The sequence below is a fragment of the Paraburkholderia antibiotica genome, assembly GCF_012927125.1.
In the GTDB taxonomy this organism is placed as follows: Bacteria; Pseudomonadota; Gammaproteobacteria; order Burkholderiales; family Burkholderiaceae; genus Paraburkholderia; species Paraburkholderia antibiotica.
Genome location: NZ_JABBFZ010000025.1, coordinates 62,765 through 83,664, shown reverse-complemented (window position 1 = coordinate 83,664; position 20,900 = coordinate 62,765). Strand labels below are relative to the sequence as shown.

General features: G+C 62.6%; 20 protein-coding genes. 5 read left to right on the top strand and 15 right to left on the bottom strand.

The features are described from left to right. Positions 1-131: 131 nt before the first annotated feature. From HHL14_RS28735 to HHL14_RS28690, 10 genes are all read right to left on the bottom strand, one after another. Positions 132-842 carry an ABC transporter ATP-binding protein gene (locus tag HHL14_RS28735; protein WP_169500984.1) on the bottom strand — a complete coding sequence of 237 codons (711 nt, stop codon included), beginning with the start codon at positions 840-842 and terminating at the stop codon, positions 132-134. Continuing rightward, positions 839-1,612: an ABC transporter ATP-binding protein gene (locus HHL14_RS28730; protein WP_169500983.1), complete on the bottom strand. Its 774-nt coding sequence runs from the start codon at positions 1,610-1,612 to the stop codon at positions 839-841. Before HHL14_RS28730 ends, HHL14_RS28735 begins: the two co-directional genes overlap by 4 nt. Further along, positions 1,609-2,649: a branched-chain amino acid ABC transporter permease gene (locus tag HHL14_RS28725; protein WP_169500982.1), complete on the bottom strand. Its 1,041-nt coding sequence runs from the start codon at positions 2,647-2,649 to the stop codon at positions 1,609-1,611. The genes HHL14_RS28730 and HHL14_RS28725 overlap by 4 nt, the downstream gene beginning before the upstream one ends. A 7-nt stretch (positions 2,650-2,656) precedes the next feature. Further along, positions 2,657-3,577 carry a branched-chain amino acid ABC transporter permease gene (locus HHL14_RS28720; protein ID WP_169500981.1) on the bottom strand — a complete coding sequence of 307 codons (921 nt, stop codon included), beginning with the start codon at positions 3,575-3,577 and terminating at the stop codon, positions 2,657-2,659. A gap of 13 nt (positions 3,578-3,590) precedes the next feature. Next, positions 3,591-4,829 (bottom strand): ABC transporter substrate-binding protein, encoded by a 1,239-nt coding sequence (locus HHL14_RS28715; RefSeq protein ID WP_206002570.1) that lies wholly within the window; start codon positions 4,827-4,829, stop codon positions 3,591-3,593. A 69-nt stretch (positions 4,830-4,898) separates the two neighbouring features. Continuing rightward, a complete protein-coding gene (locus tag HHL14_RS28710; RefSeq protein ID WP_169500980.1) occupies positions 4,899-5,912 on the bottom strand; it encodes an amidohydrolase family protein in 1,014 nt (337 codons plus the stop codon). Positions 5,913-6,049: 137 nt separating this feature from the next. After that, positions 6,050-6,583, bottom strand: a complete 534-nt coding sequence (locus HHL14_RS28705) for a 3-hydroxyanthranilate 3,4-dioxygenase (RefSeq protein WP_169500979.1) — start codon at positions 6,581-6,583, stop codon at positions 6,050-6,052. A 49-nt stretch (positions 6,584-6,632) separates the two neighbouring features. Beyond that, complete coding sequence (locus HHL14_RS28700) at positions 6,633-7,049, bottom strand: RidA family protein (RefSeq protein WP_169500978.1); 417 nt, start codon at positions 7,047-7,049, stop codon at positions 6,633-6,635. Between the two features lie 7 nt (positions 7,050-7,056). Beyond that, on the bottom strand, positions 7,057-8,556 hold the full coding sequence (locus tag HHL14_RS28695) for a 2-hydroxymuconic semialdehyde dehydrogenase (protein ID WP_169500977.1): 1,500 nt from the start codon (positions 8,554-8,556) through the stop codon (positions 7,057-7,059). 178 nt (positions 8,557-8,734) lie between these two features. Further along, positions 8,735-9,721 (bottom strand): LysR substrate-binding domain-containing protein, encoded by a 987-nt coding sequence (locus HHL14_RS28690; RefSeq protein ID WP_169500976.1) that lies wholly within the window; start codon positions 9,719-9,721, stop codon positions 8,735-8,737. Positions 9,722-9,949: 228 nt separating this feature from the next. On the opposite strand from HHL14_RS28690, the gene HHL14_RS28685 reads away from it, so the two are divergent. After that, positions 9,950-11,056: a porin gene (locus HHL14_RS28685; protein ID WP_169500975.1), complete on the top strand. Its 1,107-nt coding sequence runs from the start codon at positions 9,950-9,952 to the stop codon at positions 11,054-11,056. 157 nt (positions 11,057-11,213) lie between these two features. Here the strand turns inward: HHL14_RS28685 and HHL14_RS28680 are convergent, their stop codons facing one another. The 4 genes from HHL14_RS28680 to HHL14_RS28665 form a co-directional block, all read right to left on the bottom strand. Next, entirely contained in the window at positions 11,214-13,049 is a 1,836-nt protein-coding gene (locus tag HHL14_RS28680; RefSeq protein WP_169500974.1) for an acyl-CoA dehydrogenase, read from the bottom strand. 315 nt (positions 13,050-13,364) lie between these two features. After that, positions 13,365-13,820 carry an SRPBCC family protein gene (locus tag HHL14_RS28675; RefSeq protein WP_169500973.1) on the bottom strand — a complete coding sequence of 152 codons (456 nt, stop codon included), beginning with the start codon at positions 13,818-13,820 and terminating at the stop codon, positions 13,365-13,367. 140 nt (positions 13,821-13,960) lie between these two features. After that, on the bottom strand, positions 13,961-14,833 hold the full coding sequence (locus tag HHL14_RS28670; protein ID WP_169500972.1) for a DMT family transporter: 873 nt from the start codon (positions 14,831-14,833) through the stop codon (positions 13,961-13,963). Positions 14,834-14,928: 95 nt separating this feature from the next. After that, positions 14,929-16,365: a DNA-3-methyladenine glycosylase 2 family protein gene (locus HHL14_RS28665; RefSeq protein ID WP_169500971.1), complete on the bottom strand. Its 1,437-nt coding sequence runs from the start codon at positions 16,363-16,365 to the stop codon at positions 14,929-14,931. Between the two features lie 357 nt (positions 16,366-16,722). Here HHL14_RS28665 and HHL14_RS28660 point away from each other — a divergent pair, with 357 nt between their 5' ends. Further along, complete coding sequence (locus HHL14_RS28660; RefSeq protein ID WP_169500970.1) at positions 16,723-17,472, top strand: OmpA family protein; 750 nt, start codon at positions 16,723-16,725, stop codon at positions 17,470-17,472. 212 nt (positions 17,473-17,684) lie between these two features. Then, positions 17,685-18,077, top strand: a complete 393-nt coding sequence (locus HHL14_RS28655; protein WP_169500969.1) for a VOC family protein — start codon at positions 17,685-17,687, stop codon at positions 18,075-18,077. A 19-nt stretch (positions 18,078-18,096) separates the two neighbouring features. Here the strand turns inward: HHL14_RS28655 and HHL14_RS28650 are convergent, their stop codons facing one another. Continuing rightward, the gene (locus HHL14_RS28650; protein WP_169500968.1) at positions 18,097-18,696 is read right to left on the bottom strand and encodes an NUDIX domain-containing protein; all 600 of its coding nucleotides are present in this window, start codon (positions 18,694-18,696) and stop codon (positions 18,097-18,099) included. 78 nt (positions 18,697-18,774) lie between these two features. Here HHL14_RS28650 and HHL14_RS28645 point away from each other — a divergent pair, with 78 nt between their 5' ends. Together HHL14_RS28645 and HHL14_RS28640 are read left to right on the top strand one after the other, a co-directional pair. Continuing rightward, entirely contained in the window at positions 18,775-19,530 is a 756-nt protein-coding gene (locus HHL14_RS28645) for a DeoR/GlpR family DNA-binding transcription regulator (RefSeq protein ID WP_169500967.1), read from the top strand. Between the two features lie 249 nt (positions 19,531-19,779). Further along, positions 19,780-20,583 (top strand): transporter substrate-binding domain-containing protein, encoded by an 804-nt coding sequence (locus tag HHL14_RS28640; RefSeq protein ID WP_169500966.1) that lies wholly within the window; start codon positions 19,780-19,782, stop codon positions 20,581-20,583. Positions 20,584-20,900 lie beyond the last annotated feature (317 nt).

Below are 20,900 nucleotides of genomic sequence, written 5' to 3'. Positions count from 1 at the left end.
GAATGCTGCAAATGCTGTGGAAACTGCGGCGGCAGCGGCAAAGACAAAAAATGCCGCGCACGCCCTGAAGCGTCGCGGCAAAACACACTCAAGCAAAACAGCCCAGTTCAGATGCTCAGATACTCAGATACTCAGATACTCAAATGCGCATGCAACGCATCCGCCTCGGCAGTCAATTGCGCGGACGTACCCTGCCACACCACCGCGCCTTTCGACATCACGTAGTGATAATCCGCGATTGCAAGCTGGGACGCCAGGTTTTTATCGATGCACAGAATCGCGAGACCCGTCTTCTTCAACTCCGCGAGGCACTTCCAGATCTCCTCGCGAATCAGCGGCGCGAGCCCTTCGGTTGCTTCGTCGAGAATCAGTAGACGCGGGTTCGTCATCAACGCGCGGCCGATCGCGAGCATCTGCTGTTCGCCGCCGGACAACGCCGAGCCGAGATTGCGTGCGCGCTCCTCGAGACGCGGAAACAGCTGATAGACGCGTTGCAGTGTCCACGCGCCGCCCGGCCGCTCGACGTGGCGCGCGGTGGCCACCAGATTCTCGCGCACGGTCAGCGTCGGAAAGATATGACGCCCTTCCGGCACGAGCCCGATACCCGCGCGCGCGATCCGATACGACGGCGCGCTCTCGATCGGCTGACCCGCCATGCGGATCGAACCGCGGCGCGATTTCAGCAAGCCGGCAATCGATTTGACCGTCGTCGATTTGCCCATGCCGTTGCGGCCGAGCATCGTCACGAACTGGCCGTCGTCGATGTTCAGCTCGACGCCGAACAGCGCCTGGCTGCGGCCATAGAACGCTTCGAGCGAAGCGACTTCGAGCAGGCGGCTCATGCAATGCTCCCTGACAGATTCGACTGCGCTTTCTCATCGCCGAGATAGGCCGCGCGCACAGCTGGATTCGTGCGGATTTCGTCGGGCGTGCCGGTCGCGAGCGCCTTGCCATAGACCAGCACCGTGATGCGATCGGCGAGCGCGAACACGGCGTCCATGTCGTGCTCGACCAGCAGCATCGCGTGCGAACCCTTCAGCGCCTGCAATTGCGCGGTCATCTGCACCGTTTCGGCCTGGCTCATGCCGGCCATCGGTTCGTCGAGCAGCAGCAGTTGCGGGCGACTTGCCAACGCCATCGCCAGTTCGAGCTGACGGTGCTCGCCATGCGCCATCTCCGCCACGCAGACGTGCGCCTGCGCGGCAAGACCGGTTTGCTCGAGCAGCGCGAGCGCTTCGTCGAGTACCTCGCCGCGCGCCCCCAGCCGGCTCCAGCAGTTGAAACGCGACGCGCGCTGTGCATTGACCGCGAGCAACACGTTGTCGAGCGCGGTGTATTCGGGCAGCACCGAGGTGATCTGATACGAGCGCGCGAGTCCAAGCCGCGCGCGCCGCTCGACGCTCAGATGCGTGACGTCGCCGCCCGCGAAATGGATCGTGCCTTCGTCGGGCGTCAATTCGCCGGCCAGTTGACCGATCAGCGTGCTCTTGCCCGCGCCGTTCGGGCCGATCACCGCGTGAATCTCGCCGGGCTCGACGGTCACGCTGAAATGGTCGGTCGCCGTGAAGCCGCCGTAGCGCTTCACCAGCCCTTGCACGTAGAGCAGACTCATTGCGCACCTCCCTGCGACGCCCGGCTGCGCTCGCGCCGCGCATCGAGCGCATACGCAAGACCGATCAGACCGCGCCGGCTCAGCAGCACGGCGATCACGATCAACGGTCCCATGACCAGCATCCAGTGCTCGGTGACGCTTTTCAGGCCTTCTTCGAGCAGCACCATCACGAGCGTGCCGAGCAGCGGACCGACGAAGCTACCCGCGCCGCCGATCACGACCATCACGATCAGATCGCCCGACATCGTCCACGACATATACGACGGCGCGACGAACTGCGTGAGGTTCGCGAACAGCATGCCCGCGACGCCGCACAGCATCGCGGCGATCACATACACGGCGAGCTTCATCTGGGTGGCCGGCACGCCGAGCGCGCGCATCCGGCGCTCGTTGATGCGAATGCCGCCGAGCGTCATGCCGGCCGCGCTCTTCAGAAAACGCCGGCCGAACAGCAGCAGCGCAACCAGCAAGCCGGCCGCCACGTAGTACAGCGAGATCGAATCGCCGAGCGACACGCCGCCGAAGCGGCTCGCGTTGGCGAGCGCGAAGCCGTCGTCGCCGCCGTATTCGCGCAGGCTCACCGCGAAGAAATAGAACATCTGCGCAAACGCGAGCGTAATCATGATGAACGCGATGCCGCTGGTGCGCAGCGCGATCGCGCCGGTCACGAGCGCAACCAACGCGCAGGCCGCGAGCGTCACCGCCAGATGCAGCGTGCCGCTCGCCACGCCATGCTGCGCAAGCATCCCGGTCGCGTACGCGCCGAGTCCGAAATACAGCGCGTGGCCGAAGCTGACGAGGCCGCCGACGCCCAGCATCAGATCGAGCGACAGCGCGGCGATCGCGAAGATCGCAATGCGCGCGAACAGCACCACCAGAAACGGCTGGCCGGTCAGTGCCGCATAGGCGGGCACCGCGAGCAGCAGCACGGCAAGCAGCCAGCCGAGCCGGTCGACGTAACTCACGCGACGGCCCATGGCGCCCGCCGCGCCTTGCGCGCGCGTCGCGCGGGCCGCGGAAACAGAAGAAGGCATCATGTCGGGCTCAGGAATGTTTGACGGGGAAGAGTCCCTGCGGACGCCATGCGAGCACGAGCGCCATCAGGATGTAGATCAGCATCGACGCGAGCGCGGGGCCGGCCGTATCGGCGCTGCTGCGCTCCAGCACCTGGCGCAGCAACGCAGGTAGCAGCGTGCGCCCAAGCGTATCGACCACGCCGACCAGCAGCGCGCCGAGAAACGCGCCGCGAATCGAACCGATGCCGCCGATCACGATCACGACCATCGTCAGGATCAGCACCGGCTCGCCCATGCCCGGCTGTACCGACAGGATCGGCCCGGCCAGCAGACCCGCAATCCCCGCGAGCGCCGCCGCGACGCCGAACAGCACCGCGTTGAGCAACACCACGTTCACGCCGAGCGCGGCGACCATCTCGCGATGCGTCGCGCCCGCGCGAATCAGCATGCCGATCCGCGTGCGGTGAATCACGACGTAGCAGCCGGCCGCGACCGCGAGCCCGACCGCGACGATCAGCAGCCGATAGGCCGGATAGTGCAGGCCGAACAGATTGACCGCGCCCGCCAGCGCGTCGGGCACTTCCATGTAGTACGGCGACGGCCCCCAGATCGTGCGGGTCAGTTCGTTGAAGAACAGGATCAGCCCGAAGGTCGCGAGCACCTGATCGAGGTGATGCCGCTGATACAGCCGACGGAACACCACCGATTCGAGCAGCATGCCGAGCGCGACGAGCGCGGCCACCACCGCAAGTGCGGCCAGCGCGAACGAGCCGCTCTGGTTATAGACCAGCGCGCCAATGAACGCGCCCGTCATGTACAGCGAACCGTGCGCGAGATTGACGAAATTCAGAATGCCGAAAACGAGCGTCAGCCCGGCCGCCATCAGAAACAGCAGCACGCCGAGCTGCAAGCCGTTCAGGCATTGCATGACGAACAACGTGAGGTTCATCGCCGGCTTCCGCTCAGTTCATCTTGCACTGCTGTGCAACGGGGTTGTTGACCTTCGGCACGATCGGACCTTTCGCTTCGAACGTCGCACCGTTGGCCGTGCGCACCACGTCGACGCGATAGAAGCCCGCGCGCGGGAACTGGTTCGAGTCGAAGCTGAACGGACCGCGCACCGACTGGAACTTCGCGCCGGCGAGCGCGCGGCGCAATGCCTGGGTGTCCGACACGTTGCCCTTGACCGTGGCGAGCGCGGTGTCGAGCAGCGTGGCCGCATCGTACGATTGCGCCGCGTACATCGACGGCACGCGGCCGTATTTCTTCGTGAACGCCGCGACGAACTGGGTGTTCTGCGGGTTCTGCAGGTCCGGCGAATACGGCGAGCTGGTGATCGCGCCTACCGCGAGTTCCTTCAGCGCGGGCAGCGTGGTGCCGTCGATCGTCGATACCGAGATCAGCGGAATCTTGCCGAGCAGGCCAGCCTGCCGATACTGCTTGACGAAGTTCACGCCCATCCCGCCCGGATAGAACACGTACACCGCATCCGGTTGCGCGGCCTGCAGTTGCGACAGCTCGGCCGAGTAGTCGGGCTGGTTGACCTGCGTATAGACTTCGTCGGCGATCGAGCCGCGATAGTCGCGCTTGAAGCCGGACACCGCATCGCGGCCGGCCTGGTAGTTCGGCGCCATCACGTAGACGCGCTTGTAGCCGAGATTCGTCACCAGTTGACCGCCGGCTTCATGCAGCTCGTCGTTATTCCACGAGGTGGAGAAGAACAACGGCGAGCAACCCGCGCCGGCCAGTTGCGTTGGCCCCGCGTTCGAGCCGATCAGCACCACGCCCGCGCTCGTCACCGGCTTGTGAATCGCCATCATCACGTTCGAGAACGTCACGCCGGTGATGATCTTCACGCCGTCGCGGCTGATCAGCTGCTGCGCTTCCTGCAGCGCAAGGTCCGGCTTCAGCTGATCGTCTTCGCGCACGATCTGCACCGGCACGCCGCCGAGCTTGCCGCCCTTCTGCTCGACCGCGAGCATCAACGCATCGTATTGATCCTGACCAAGCGCGCCAGCCGGCCCGGACAGCGTGCCAATAAAACCGATTTTCAGCGGCGCGGCATCGGCCGCGAAAACGGGCGCGGGCAGCAACGCGGCCGCGGCCAGCGCGCTCAGCACAGCCAGCGCCGCGCGAGTGCGGGTAACAGCTCGCGTAAAACCACTGCGGCGCGACGAACGGCGAACGAACGTAACGGTCATGACATTGTCCCCAGCAAGCTATTGATATGTGAGTCGGGTCGTACGGAAAAGCGGGCGCGTCGAATGCGCTTAAACGGCGCGTTCCAGATCGATGTCGAAGAAGTGCGCGGCGTTGCCCGCGCAGATGCGGCTGCGTTGCTGCTCGTCGAGCCATTCGCTGCCGGTCACGAGCGCGCCGATCTGTTGTTCGCCGAGCGGGAACGGATGATCGGAGCCGAGCATCACTCGCTCGGCGCCCATCACTTCGACGAGCAGACGCAGCGCGCGCGAATCGAACACCGCGCTGTCGACGTAGAAGCGATCGACGTATTCCGACGGCGGACGCGGGCAATCCTTGCGCACGATGTCGCGGCAACGCCATGCGTTGTCGACGCGGCCGAGCAGGAACGCGAAGCTGCCGCCACCATGCGCGAATGCGAGTTTCAGCGAGCGCGGAATCCGTTCGAATGCGCCGGACAGGATCAGCGACAGAATGCCGAGCTGCGTTTCCGCCGGCATCGCGACGAGCCACGGCAGCATCCACTGCTTCATGCGGCCGTCGGTCATCATGTCCCACGGATGCACGAGCACCGGAATGTTTTCGAGCGCGCAATGGGTGAGGAAGCTCACCAGGTGTTCGTCGTCGAGATCGCGCGGGCCGAGGTGATTGCCGATCTGCACGCCGACGTGGCCGGCCGCCTTGGCGCGGCTCGCCTCGCGGCACGCGAGTTCGACGTCCTGCAGCGGCACCTGTGCGAGCGCCTTCAGGCGGTTCGGGTTGTACGCGCAATGCTCGAGTGCGAGGTCGTTCATCTTCGCGGCCCAATCGGCCGCCGCGCGCGCTTCATAGCGGTAGCCGAACATGATCGGCGTCGCGCAGATGATCTGTGCAGCCACGCCGACGCGATCGAGTTCCTCGATACGCGCGACCGGATTCCACAGCGCCTCGCGCACCGGACGGAAACTCCGGTCGCCGACCATGATGTTGCCGGTCTCGCCGCTCGCGTCGATCTGCAGCCACGGTGCGCTGGATGCATCCAGCCGGCTCGCGTCTTCCCGCCCAATGCGCGGGAAGAAATGCGAGTGCATATCGATTTTCTTCATGTTGTCGAACTCGGATAGGTTTTGACCGCGAATCGCCACGCGAGTCGTGCGACTCGCGCGGGACCGCGGGTGGTGCTGCATCTCTCAGGTGACGGCCCGGGTGGTCCCGGATAGCCTTCAGGCCGGCGTCATGCGTTTTACGCCGCCTTGCCGCGATGCACCTTGCCGCAATGCGGACAGGTGCGGAGTTTTTCGTCGCTGTAGAACGCGTCGAACAGCGGCGGCAGATCGGTCACGATGTTCATCAGTTGCACTTGCGCGCGATGCACGAGGCCGCCGCAGCCGTCGTCGCTGTCGCAATACCATTCGAAGCCGTCGGTCTGCCCGGCCGGACGCTGCCGCTCGATCACCAGACACGCGCTGTCCGCTTCCGGACGCTGCGGCGAGTGCCGCACGTGCGGCGGCAGCAGCATCACATCGCCCTCGCGCAGATCGACACGTTCTTTCTTACCGTCGACCCACAGGTTCAGATACGCGTTGCCGCGCAGTTGATAGAAGAACTCTTCGCTCGGATCGTCGTGGTAGTCGGTCCGATGGTTCGGACCGCCAACGATCGTCACGATGAAGTCGCGGTCCTGCCAGATCTGCTGATTGCCGACCGGCGGCTTCAGCAGATGCGCGTGCTCGTCGATCCAGCGGTTCAGATTGAGCGGCGGCATGAAACGGGGCATCAGATGTCTCCTGCAAATGTTATGACGTGCGAGGCGGCGCGGCGCGTCCTTAGCGCGGCTTGTAGGCGACCGCCTTGATTTCGATGGCCAGATGCGGATGCGGAAGCTGGTGCACGGCGACCGTCGTGCGAGCGGGACCTTCGACGTCGAAGTACTCGCCGTATACCGCGTTATAGCCACCGAAATCGTTCATGTTGACCAGATACGTGCAGATCTCGACCACGTCCTTCAGCGTCGCGCCTTCGGTCGCGAGAATGTCGCGGATGTTATCGAGCACCGCGCGCGTCTGCTCGCGGATATCGAGCTGCATCGTGCCCATCGCGTCGGCTTGCGCGCCGGCGATGGTGTTGTCGGAACGGCGCGAGCTCGTGCCCGACACGAACAGGAAGTCGCCGGCGCGCTTCAGATGAGGATAGGCGCCACGCGGACGGGCTTTTTCGGGCAGCAGTTGGGAAGAAACGGTCATGACGTCCTCACAGTTTGACGCAGATGGTCGACAGCTCGGAATAGAAATCGAGCGAATGGCGGCCGCCCTCGCGGCCGAGGCCCGAGTGCCTGGTGCCGCCGAACGGCGTGCGCAGATCGCGGCTGAACCACGTATTGACCCACACGAGGCCGGTATGCATCTGTCTCGACACGCGATGCGCGCGCGCCAGGTTGGTAGTCCAGACGCAGGCGGCGAGTCCGTACGCGCTGTCGTTCACGCGGCCGATCACTTCGTCTTCCGCGTCGAACGGCGCGATGTGGCATACCGGTCCGAAGATTTCCTCGCGCACGCAGCGCGCGCTGTCCGGCAGGCCGGTCAGGATGGTCGGCTCGACGTAGGCGCCGCCATCGCGCACGTCGCCGAATGTCGGCGTGCCGCCGCCGGTCACGACCGTCGCGCCTTCGTCGACGGCGAGGTGGTAGTAGGACAGCACCTTGTCGCGATGGCCGTGCGAAATCACCGGACCCATGTCGACGTTCGCTTCGTCCGGATAGCCGATCTTCATCGCTTCGGTCTTCTCCTTCAGCGCCGCGACGAAACGTTCGAAGATCGGCCGCTCGACATACACGCGCTCCGAACACAGGCACACCTGGCCCGCGTTGGTGAAGCTCGAACGGCGCACGCCTTCGACAGCCGCGTCGAAATCCGTGTCGGCGAACACCACCGCCGCATTCTTGCCGCCGAGCTCGAAGGAAATTTCCTTCACATCGTCGGCCACCGCCTTCATGATCGCGCTACCGGTGCGCGATTCGCCGGTGAACGTGATCGCCGACACGTCCTTGTGCTGCGTCAGCGCCTCGCCGGCCGAATTCGGCCCGAAGCCGTGCACGAGGTTGAACACGCCGGCGGGCACGCCCGCTTCGTGCATCACTTCGGCGAGCAGCGTTGCCGACGAAGGCGTCTCTTCCGACGGCTTCACGACCACGCAGTTACCCATTGCAAGCGCCGGCGCGACTTTCCACGTCATCAGCAGCATCGGCAGGTTCCACGGCGAGATGATGCCGACCACGCCGAGCGGCTTGCGCACCACGTAGCTGAACTGGTCGGAGCCGTCGACCGCGCGGCTTTCGAACATCTCGTTCGGCGTGGTCGAAATCAGTTGCGCGAAGGTGCGGAAGTTGGCGACGCCGCGCGCGATATCGAGCGTGCGGGCCTGCTGCACCGGACGGCCCGTATCGGCCACTTCGGCCGCGACGAAATCGTCGAAGCGGCGTTCGATGCAATCGGCGATGCGGTTCAGCAAGGCCGCGCGTTGCGGCACGTCGAAGCGGCCCCACGGACCTTCGAGCGCGGCACGCGCCGCCGTGACCGCGCGATCCACTTCGGGCGCACGGGCTTCGCTGACCAGCGCGAGCACCTCGCCCGTCACCGGGCTGCGATTCTCGAAGCGCGCGTCGCTTACGACGAATTCACCGCCGATGTAATGCCGCAGCAAAGGCGGCGCGCCCACGGCGGACGAAGAAGGAAACGAAAACGGATAGCTCATCTGCATGGATTCCTGCGTAGAACGGATGCAATGAGTCTAAAAGGCCGCTTTCATAAAAAATAATAACGATTTCGTTCGCCGCTATTCCATTTCGCTATACCAGAGGCCGCACGCGCGACGTGGTGCGCCGTCGCATCGGCCCATGTTCAGCGGCTTATTCGGCGCTTTATTCAGCGCTTCATTCGGCGATACGTGCGGCGCTCTCGCGCAGGCACGCAATAAAGCGCTCGCAGGCCGGACTGATCTTCCTGTCCGCGCGCGTCGAGAAGCCGACCGCGCCGAAATCCGCGGCCTCGCGCAGATCGATGATCGCGAGCAGACCGGCGTCGACGAATTGCTGCGCGGCCGCGCGCGGCATCAGCGCCACGCACTCGCGCTCGAGCAACAAGCCGATGTTGGTCAGCATCGACAGCGACTCGACGCGATCCGCCGGCAGCGGCAAGCCAGCGTCCTGGAACAATCGTTCCGCGCGCAGCCGCGTCGGCGAATCGGCGAGCGGCAGGATCCACGGCAGGTTCCCGAGATCAGCCAGACGTGGCCGCGCGGGCAGCGCGAGCGCATGCTTCGCGCCGACCACGACGCAGATCGACTCCTGGAAAAGCACCTCATGCTGCAACGGAAACGCGCTCGCGAGCGGCAGCTCGCGCTCGGGCAGGCGGCCGACCACGATGTCCAGATCGCCGGTGGCGAGCGCGGGAAAGAGTTGCGCGGTGGCCGCTTCGCGCACAGTGACGAGCATGCCGGGCGCCTGTTCCTTCAGCAGCCGGATCGCCATCGGCAGGAGCCGCGCCGACGCGACGATCAACGTGCCAACGATCAGATGTCCGGCCGTGCCGCCCTGCAACGCGTTGATTTCGTCGGTCAGATAGCGCAGTTCGGTGTGCATCGATTTCGCGCGTCGACCGAGCAGCTTGCCGAGTTCGGTCGGCACCACGCCGCGATTGGTACGCTCGAACAGCGGCGCGCTAAAGAACGCTTCGAGTTCCTGCACGGCCTTGGTAATCGCCGGCTGCGTCATGCCCAGTTCTTTTGCCGCGCGCAGCAGCGAGCCGCTGTCGATGACCTTCGCGACGAGAATCAGTTGCTGCAATTTCAGCTTGCGCGACAGCGAGACGTGCGACAGCTCCGGAACACGCTCGAGCGGGCGGCGTACGTCCTTGTTCATGTTCGATCTCCTCCAGTGTTCGCGATTCGCGCGCCAGCAACGACGCGCGGATCGCCGCAGATATTACCGTTCCGACTACCCACAGCGGGTCTTTTCATTATTTTTTCCGCATCGCTCGCTCTAGATTCAACGTGCTTTTCGCCCGAGCCTGCCGGAGCAGGCCGTCAGCAACCACGATGTTGCCCGTCAATCAAGCTCAAAGCGAGCAGATCATAATCAGGAAAACCGATGAACAAGACCAGGACCCTAGCCGCGGCCGTGATGGCCTGTGCCGGCGTCGCCACGACAACCCAGGCATTCGCGCAGAGCAGCGTGACGCTGTACGGCATCGTCGATGAAGGCCTCACTTATACGACCAATCAGAACGGCCACAGCAACTGGCAGATGCAAAGCGGCGTATCGCAAGGCTCTCGCTGGGGACTGCGAGGTGCTGAAGATCTCGGCGGCGGCATGCGCGCGATCTTCGTGCTCGAAAACGGCTTCGATCCGTCGACCGGCGTACTCGGCCAGAACGGCCGACTGTTCGGCCGCAGCGCCTACGTGGGCCTCGATTCGCGCTTGGGTACGCTGACGCTCGGCCGCCAGTACGAGTTCATGACCGACTACGTCTCGCCGGTCAGCGCGCAGGGTCAATGGGGCATTTACTTCGCGCATGCGGGCGACGTCGATAATCTGAACGGTACGTTCCGCGTGAACAATGCGGCCAAATACCAGAGCCCGAGTCTCGGCGGGTTCCATCTGGGCGCGCTCTATTCGTTCGGCGGACAACCCGGATCGTTCTCGACCTATAGCGTCGTAAGCGTGGGCGCGAATTACAGCAATGGCGGGCCGTTGTATGCGGCCGCCGCTTATACGCACGTCAATAGCCCGTATGCGGCCGTCTACGATTCGCTGCCGAAAAACGCGCTGTATACGAAGTATTTGCCGAGCGCGACTAGCCAGGATATCTACGGGCTTGGCGCGACTTATCTTCTCGGTTCGTTCAAGTTCGGTCTGAATGCGACCCGCACCGTGTTCCATTCGGGACTCGACGGCGCGAACGTGAACTTCAACAACTACGAAGCGTGGCTCGGCTATTACATCTCGCCGGCGCTACAGGTGGGTGGCGGCTATACGCTTACCGACGTCGACGAACGCGCAACCGGCAACAAGCCGCGTTATCAGCAAGTCAACCTGATGGTCGACTACTTCCTGTCGAAGCGCACCGACGTGTATGCGATGGCCGCCTGCCTGAACGGCAGCAGCGGCACGCGGGCGCAGATGGACTACGTGACGGCGGCATCGTCGAATAACCGCCAGGCGTTGTGGCGCGTGGGGATTCGTCACAAGTTCTGATGCGTCGGTGATGCGTCCGACGTGTCTGACGCTTGCGATGCGCCGAATGCTTGTGCCAATGAAAGTCTGAACGCCATTGCGTCGTTGCTTTTTTGCGTCTTGCAGGCAGCGGACGACGAAGGATTCGCTCGTCCCGCCGCAAGCGTTCAGGTGCCGCTCAATGAGCGTTCAGGGTTTCCATGCTCAGGAACGGCAGACTCGCGCGACAGCCCGCTTCGACAAGCTGCCTGCAATGCTCGAATTCGGCAATGCGGTAATCGAAGAAATAGCGGGCCGTCGCGCGCTTTTCCGCGTAGAAGTTTTCGTCCGTATCGACGGTTTCGGCAATGCGTAGCGTCCGTGCCCACGCATAGGCAAGCAGCAGCCAACCGATCATCGCGAGGTAATCGTCGGCAACGCGATAAGGCAGTTCTTTATCGGCAACGCCTTGTTCGAGGAGCTTTTCGGTGATTTGCCAGGCGCTCGTGCAGAGTGCCGCGAGTGTTTGTCCCGCATGCGCGAGTTCTTCAGGTAAGGCCTGCGCACGCTGGCATGCGTCGGCTTCTTCGCGCACGTGCGCGAGCAACTCGCACAATTTCTCGCCGCGATCGCCAATCGTTTTTCGCACCAGCAGATCGATCGCCTGAATCTGGTTCGTACCTTCGTACAGCATCGACACGCGGCTATCGCGCACCGCCTGCTCGATTCCATATTCGTGAATGTAGCCATAGCCGCCGAACACCTGCAACGCATTCGATGCCGCCGCAAAACCATTGGCGGTGAAGAAGGCCTTGGCGACCGGCGTCAGTAGCGAGGCAAAGCGGTCCGCCTTCGCGCGTTCGTGTTTGTCCGGATGATGCGCGGCGATATCGAGCCACTGGCCAATCCAGAAACCAATCGCGCGTTCGCCTTCGACCACGCAACGCAGATCGAGCAGCGTGCGCCTCATCGCCGGATGCAACGCGATCGGCGCGGGCTGCGCCGGATCGCCCACATAATCGGCGGGCGTGGTAACGGCACGCATCTGCGTACGCTCGCCCGCGTAAGCGGCCGCGCGTTGCCACGCACTCTCGGCGTGCGCGACGCCCTGCATCGCGACCTGCAAACGCGCCGCGTTCATCATCACGAACATCGCGGCAAGCCCGCGATGCGGTTCACCGATCAACCAGCCGAACGCATGCTCGAAACGCATCGTGCAGGTCGGGCTCGCCTTCAGGCCCATCTTCTTCTCGATGCCCTCGCAATGCACACCGTTTCGCATCGGTTCCGACGCGCCCGCATGATCGACCCACTTCGGCACCAGAAACAGCGACAGTCCCCGCGTGCCGGCCGGCGCATCGGGCAAACGTGCCAGCACCAGATGCACGATGTTGTCGGTGAGATCGTGATCGCCGCCGGTAATGAAGATCTTGCTGCCGCTAATCCGGAAAACGTCGCCGAGTTCGCTGCGGACCTCGGCATCGGGCACCGCCTTCGTGCGCAACAGACCGAGATCGGTGCCCGCTTGTGGCTCCGTCAGACACATCGTGGTCAGCCATTCGCCGCTCGCGATTTTCGGCAGATAATGCGCCTTCAACGACTCGCTGCCGTGCGCGTGCAGGCATGCGCTCGCGCCATGCGTGAGTCCCGGCGACATCAGCCACGCGTGATTCGCGGCGGCCAGCATTTCGTGCAACGCCACTTCGAGCAGTTGCGGCAAGCCCTGGCCGCCGGCTTCGGCGCTAATTGCGAGGGCCGGCCAGCCACCGTCGATATACGCGCGATACGACTCGCGAAATCCCGCGGGCATCGTCACGCGAGTGCCGTCGAAATGGCTGCCTTCGAGGTCGCCGGCACCGTTCAACGGCGCGACCTGTTCGCCGACGAAACGCGCGGCCTCTTCGAGAATCTGCAAGGCCATCGCGGAGTCGAGATCGGCCCAGGCGGGTACGTTGCGCCAGACGGTGTCGGCATTGAGCCACTCGTCGATAACGAAGCGCATGTCGCGCAGCGGCGCGCGGTAAGAAGACGTCATAGTGGCTGGATCCTGAACGCTGGCAAGTCGGGGGGCGGTTGCGCGGCCGGCGTGCTGCGAACGCGCTAAACGCGCCCACAGTCCCGGCTTCAGGTCAGCATTTAATATCAGGCAACCTGATATGTAAAGGGGCATTTGCCCTGGGTGGGTTTTGAGTGTTGGAAGCACATTCCGATGGGTATCTGATGGACGTTTCGCGGGTGTCCAGGAGAGGTGCGGCGCGCGACGGGAAATTGACGCGCTCCATAGCTAGCCATCTGGGGAGCTATGGAGCGCGCAATTGCCCGTTTGCCGGTTCGATGCGGGCGACGCCGATCAGTCCGGGATTTCAGGCTCGACCAGCTTCGCCAGTTGCGCGAGCGATTCCTGCCAGCCGAGGTAGCACATCTCGACCGGAATCATCGCGGGGATGCCTTCCTGCACGATGTTCAGCTCAGTTCCGCACGACACCGGGCGCAACGAAACGGTCGTCTGCATCTGACCGGGCAGGTTCGGATCGTCGAAGATGTCCGAATAGCGAATCTTCTCGAACGGCACCAGCTCGAGGTACTCGCCGCCAAACGAGTGACCATTGCCGGAGCCGAAATTGCGGAACGACATCTTGAAGGTGCCGCCGACGCGCGGCTCCATGTGATGAACCTGGCACGTGAAGCCATACGGCGGCAACCACTTCGCGGTCGCATCGGGTTCGAGGAACGCGCGATAGATGCGCTCGGGCGTCGCGCGCAGCACGCGGTGAAATTTGACGGTTCCGGTAGTTCCAGTGGTCATGGTGATCGCCTTTCACGGGAGGGTTGAACATACTCTCACGACGAGCCGTGAAGGTACGAATCGACATGGGTGGGGCTGGGGGAAACCCGTAGATCGCGCTAGGGATGCCTTTTTGCACAGAGACTCGAACGAGCGCCGCTTTATGTAGTCCGTACCCATATCGATCGAATCTTGCCGGTCGTCAGTGCCGTACCCGCTAATATCGTCGCACAGCCGACCGCCATCCTTAGCGTAATCTTCTCGTCGAGAAACACCGCGCCCCACAGCACACCGAAGATCGGGATCAGAAAAGTCACCGACGCCGCGTAGGCCGATCCGACGTGCTCGACCAGACGGAAGAACAGCAGATACGCAAAACCCGTGCAGACAATACCGAGCGCCGCCACACACGCCCACGTCGAAAGCGCAACGGCGTGCTGCGGCCAGGCGAAGAACGCCAGGGGCACCAATACTATCGACGCAAACAGCTGACTGCCGAACGCAACCACAAAAGGTCGAATCCCCGCGAGGTGGCGCTTCGAGTAATTCACGGCGAAGCCGTAAAACAACGTCGCGAGTAACGCGGCGCCAATTGCCAGCGGAACACCGCCGGCGCTTGCGCCGAGCGTATCCCACACGAGCACGACCACGCCTGCGAGCCCAAGCAGCAAACCAATAGACTGACTGAGTCCCATTGGCGATCGAAACAGCGTGGCTGCAATCAGCGCTGCCCAAAGCGGCGTGGTTGCATTCAATACCGAGTCCAGACCCGCATTAAGGTAAAGCGTTGAATAAGCGAGCAGACAAAACGGCAGCGCCGAATTCGTCACTCCGACGATAAACAATGGCCCTAGCCGCGAGCGAAATTGACTACGTGCTTCTGCCGTACGTAGCACCGGCACCAATACGACCGCGGCAATACCGACCCGAAGTGCGATCAGCGCAATGGGTCCCAATTCGGGAGCGGCGACTCGCATGAATAAAAACGAAGCGCCCCAGATTGCCGCGAGCAGAAAAAGTTCGATCAGGTTCATAGCGATGGACGTGAATTGAGCACCGCATGGAAATGCATGCGGGGTTGCGAATCCGTATTACGAATCGGCGTTGCGAGTCGGGAAATCCTGGATCGTCAGCGCGCTTTTTTACTTCTGCGCCACACGTGAAGCATTGCGTACGCTCGCCACGGTTGCCATTGACTGGCGCGACGACTGAGCTCCCCAACACTCGAATGGCACAGCGGCTCTTTCAGCACCGCGTCGTCCTCGGGAAACGCGTTCGGCCATCCAAGTGCACGCATCGCGATGTATTGCACCGCCCATTCGCTGAGCCCGCGAATACGCCGCAGCGCGTGCAGCGTGCTCTCCAGCGGGGCAGCCGGTTCGAGCATGAGCCGCCCGGTCAATATTTCATCGGCAAGCGCGACAATCGCTTCAGCGTGGGCTCGCGTGATACCCGTCTCCTCCAGAGCGGAGAGAGGCAATCGGGAGAACAACACAACAGACGGGAATGTCCGCGTCAGCGCATCATGCGCCGTTACCTCCGTTCCAAAACGTTCCGCCACGCGCGAAAGAATCGCTGGCGTATCCGATAGAGAGCGCTGCTGTCCGACGACGGCGCGAACGGCGATTTCGAAACCATTGAATGCTCCCGGTACTCGCATGCCGGGATACCCGGCGGCCAGATCACCAAGGTGCGTATCGATGAGATCGGGACGAGCCGAAAGATCGAACGTTCGCCGAACGCCCGCAAGCACTTCGGTCAGAACCGGGATCAAGGTAGTCGGCATCGTCACGTTGACCATAAACCGGCGCGAATCGTTCGTTACGCTGATCCAGCCAACGAAGCTCCGCTCGCCTCGCTTTATTTCTACGGCTCGCTCATAACACCCGTCACCCACTTTTTCGACACCATCGATTTGCGCGCGCTTGAGAAAGGCCAGTACTTCGGACCAGCAAAACGGTGGCCTGTATCCGAGCGCGAAAGAGACGATGTCAGGCACATTCGTATCGATCGTCTTGCGGAATCGCCGCGGATTCAGACCGTATTTGTGGAGGAAAAGATCGTTGAATCGCCTGACGCTACCGAAGCCGGCCGCTAAAGCGACCTGCGTGACGGGCAAGCATGTGTCGGTCAGCAGACGCTTGGCCATCAGCAATCTCTGCGTCTGTGCAAATTCGACGATCGATACGCCATATTCCGTATCGAAGATCCGTCTCAGATGACGATCGGTCACGCCAACTCGCGCCGCAAGCTCCGGAATACCCGCAGTGTTCAGAAAGCCTTCCTCGATGAGCGTCGCAGCGGAACGCGCGAGCTGAGCGGAGACATCGAGAAGTCCGTGGCCCGGCGCCAACTCGGGACGGCAGCGCAGACAGGGGCGAAATCCCGCTTTCTCTGCGACGGCAGCGCTCAGGAAGAAATGGCAGTTCTGACGCTTCGGCGTGCGCACGGGACAGACCGGCCGACAATAGATCCCCGTCGACGAGACCCCGACGAAAAACCAGCCATCGAAACGGCGATCTCGCGCGAGCAAGGTCTGATAGCAGGTGTCGGGGTCGAGCTTCATGACGCAACTGTAGCGGAAGTTGCATGACCATTCTGGCCGGATTCGGACATATGTATTCGTCGCGTCTTGCGAACCTTTCGTCGCCTTGATTCCGTCATTTGACACTCGTTTAACACGTGTATCGCACTCCCCAGGCTTTATTACCCTGAATTACCCCACTCGCCACACGAACCGGCACGTCAACGCGTCAATCCCCGTCGACGCCCCTCTTTCCACGCCAGCGGCCAGTCACTGCGATGCCGACGTTTGCTTACACTCCGCAAAGACTTTTCATCGTGCAAACCATTAGCCTTCAATCACGGCACGAACACTCATTCGCCGCTCTGCATTCAAGACCAACTCTTTGCACGAGACATTATGAAAAACGCTCATATCAACGACACCATCCGCAACCGGCGTCGCCGCATTGCAATCGCACTCGCAACGACCGGCGCACTCGCCGCCGCATGGTTCGGCAGCATCGCGCCTGCCTCGGCTCAGGTGATGGTGCTCGCGCCGCCGACACCGGTCTATGAAGCCGCGCCCGCTCCGCGCGTCGGCTACGAATGGGAGCGCGGCTATTGGGGCTGGCAGTATGGCCGTTATGTGTGGGTCCCGGGCCGCTGGAATACGGTCGAGCGTCGCGCCGGATTTGCGCGGCCGCCTGCGCCGGCACCGATGGCTGCGCCCGTTTCTCAGGTGATGCGACTCTCGGCCGATGCGTTGTTCTCGTTCGACCGCGGCGACCTCCGCGACATGCTGCCGGGCGGTCGCGCCGACATCCGCAGCATCGCGGCAAAGCTGAACGCGTCGCGCTTCGGCCATATCGAAGTGCGCGGCTATACGGACCGGCTCGGTTCGTCCTCGTACAACCTGCAGCTGTCGCAACGTCGCGCCGATGCGGTGAAGGCAATGCTCGTGCAGCAAGGCATTCCGGCCGATCGCGTCAACGCGCGTGGTCTCGGCGAACAGGATCCGATCACGCACTGCTCCGACAATCAGTCGCGCGATAGCCTCGTGGCCTGTCTGCAGCCGGATCGCCGCGTGGAAATCGTCAGCTTTGCGCGCACCGACGATCGCTACGCGCCGCCGCCTCCGCCGCCGCGTGGTGTCGCGATGATGCGGTAACTGCCTCAATTGTCTCAGTCGAATCCGGCAGGCGTGATGGCGAGGTGCGCCATCACGCCTGCCACGTCGCGTCTACCAATTCGCTATTCCCTTCCGCGAGTACTCCGCCGAAACACGCGCCACGCCACGCGCCGTCGTTGCAGAAACGAACTGATCTATGATCTGGCTTGTGGGTAAAGCACACCGCTCTGGCGATCGACGGGAGACGCAACGTGATATCGCACGTTTTTATCGGCGTAAATGACTTCGATTACGCGTTCGAACTGTATTCGGCATTGATGCAAGCACTCGGGCATCAGCTCAAATTCTGCGAACGCGACAAGCCATGGGCCGGCTGGATGCAAGCCGATGTGCCGCGGCCGCTGTTGCTGATCGGCAAACCGTATAACGGCAAAGCGGCGTACGGCGGCAACGGACAAATGATCGCGCTGCTTGCGCGTGACCGGCCGACCGTCGATCGTGCGTACGCATGCGCGATTGCACACGGCGCGCTATGTGAGGGCGCGCCCGGTCTGCGCCCGCAATATCACGCGCACTACTACGGCGCATACTTCCGCGATGTCGATGGAAACAAGCTTTGCGTGTGCTGTCACGAACCGTCCTAAAGCTGCGATTGCCGCGACGTCACGTTGAATCTCTGTCGCCGGCTTCGCGCAACGCGAGGTACTGCAACAACATGATCGTCTTGCCGTCGACAATTTCACCGTCGTCGATCAATCGCAGCGCGGTGCGTAACGGCATTTCGATCACTTCAAGGTCTTCTCCCTCTTCCTCGACACCGCCGCCTTCGTTGATCCGCATCGACGCATCGTAGTCGCCCACATAGAAGTAGAGCTTCTCGGTCACCGATCCCGGGCTCATATAGGCTTCGAAAATCTTGCGGATTTGCCCCACGCGATACCCCGTTTCCTCTTCGACTTCGAGCCGGATGCGTTCTTCCGGCGACGCATTGTCGAGCAGGCCGCCCGGCGCCTCGATCATCATGCCGTCGTGTCCGTTCACGAACGCGGGCATGCGGAACTGTCGTGTCAATATCACGTTGCCGGTGCGCGGACTGTGCAGCAGGATCGTCGCGCCGTTGCCGCGATCGTAGGTCTCGCGATTCTGGCGCTGCCATGTGCCGTCGCGGCGCAGGAAGTCGAACGTGACTTTCTTCAGCGTGTACCAGTCGTCCGACAGCAAGGTCGTACCGATGATGCGAACCCGGTCTTTCGTTGCGGCCATGATGCCTCCTGTCGATCTGCGAGTGAACTCATGGTATCGTGCAATTTCGTGCAATTTCAAGATTTTTCGTGCATTCCTATGTTGACGACCCAACGCAAGAAAGCGATTCTCGACGAGCTCGCGCACAACGGCCAGGTGCTGGCCGGCGAATTGAGCGCGACGTTCGGCGTGTCGGAAGACACGATCCGCCGCGACCTGCGCGAACTGGCGGCGGACGGTTTGCTACAGCGGGTGCACGGCGGCGCATTGCCGGCATCGCCTGCCGTCGCACCGTTCGAGCAGCGTCGGGACATCGAGTCGACCGCCAAACGGCGCATCGCGCGACGGGCGGTCGACATGATCGCGCCGGGGCAAACCGTGATAATCGACGGCGGCACCACGTCGGCGCTACTGGTCAGCGAACTGCCGTCCGATCTGCAGGCGACCATCGTCACGCACAGTCCGAGCGTCGCCGTTGCGCTCGCCGCTCATCCCTGCGTCGATGTGATTCTGATCGGCGGGCGGCTCTACAAACATTCGATCGTCGCGGTGGGCGCCGCCGCGATGGAAGGCATCGCGCGCATTCACGCGGACCTGTACTTCATGGGCGTGACCGGCGTGCATCCCAGCGCGGGCCTGAGTACCGGCGACTTCGAAGAGGCCGCGATCAAGCGTGCGCTCGCGGCGCGCGCGGCGGAAACAGTCGTGCTCGCGTCGTCGTCGAAACTCAATGCCGCGTCGCCGTTCGTGATTGGCGACATCACGCTTGCGCAGACGATCGTGGTCGAAAAGAAAACCAGCGCGGAATTGACGAAGCCAATCGAAGCGGCGGGGGTGACGGTGGTGAGGGCGTAGCGCGGCGCTCCCGCTCACAGCCGCACAAAGACCAAACAGCCGACTTTTGAAGTGCTAGGATTGCCGACGCAACCCGGCGCCTGTTCCGCGCGTTCCGTGTATTCCCTGACCCGCCACGGCCGGATTGCGAATCCATACCGCGAAGACGCCACACCAGGCTTCATCCTTCGCGAGTAGCCCGAAGCAATTTGCCGATCGGGACGTCGTTGCATTACATAGACCGATACTCAAGCACAGAGGAGACACTCAATGAAATTTTCGAAGCTGCTGCTCATCAACGCGCTGGCCCTTGCGTCCTTCAGCTTCACCGCTGTCGCCGCCCATGCCGAGGATCTGCTCGACTCGGTCAAACGGGCCGGTGTTCTGAAGATCGGTCTCGAAGGCACCTATCCGCCGTTCGACTCCCGCAATAAAGATGGCCAGCTCGAAGGCTTCGATGTCGATGTCGCCAAGGCAGTCGCGGCGAAGCTCGGCGTGAAACCGGAGTTCATTCCGACCGAGTGGAGCGGCATTATCGCGGCGCTGCAAAGCGGCAAGTTCGACGTCATCGTCAATCAGGTCACCATTACGCCGCAACGCAAGCAGATTCTCGATTTCAGCCAGCCGTATACGTATTCGGCCGCGCAGTTGATCCAACGGGCCGATGACAAACGCGAATTCAAATCGCTGGAGGAATTCAAGGGCGACAAGAAGATCGGTGTCACGCTCGGCACCAACTACGACCAGATGGCTCGCGCGGTCCCAGGCATCAACGTGCTGACCTATCCGGGCGCACCTGAAAAGCTGCGCGATCTCGCGGCGAAGCGTATCGATGCAACGATCGACGACCGCCTGATGCTGCCGTACATCATCAAGAACTCGCAATTGCCGCTGCGTATCGGCGCGGTGCTGAAGGGCGCCGATCAGGAAATGGGCATCCCGTTCCGCAAGGACAATCCGAAGTTCGCCAAAGCACTGGACGATGCGCTGACCCAAATGAAGCAGGACGGCACGCTGAAAAAGATCTCGATGCATTGGTTCGGTACCGACGTGACCCAGCCTATCGCTCAGTAATTTCCCCGATGTTCTCTTGCGTACCTGCGCCAGTTCGATAAACGACTGGTGCGGGTATGTCGCTTGCTCTGCAGGATGTTTCTTTCGCGGTCGCGCATCCACACGACGCTTCTATTGCTTCGCTATTGGTTCGCTATTGGTTCAATTAACGAAGTCCACGCCAGTACATCGCTGCGCTTCTCCATTCCTCCTCACGCAATCCGCACGCTGAATGCATGCCGAATAGGGTGCATCGCAGTTGCCTGCCGCTTCGAAAGCGTGCGATGCTTCCGAAGCCTTTGATCCGGCCGCCTCGTGCCGGACGCGTATGCCGTCGG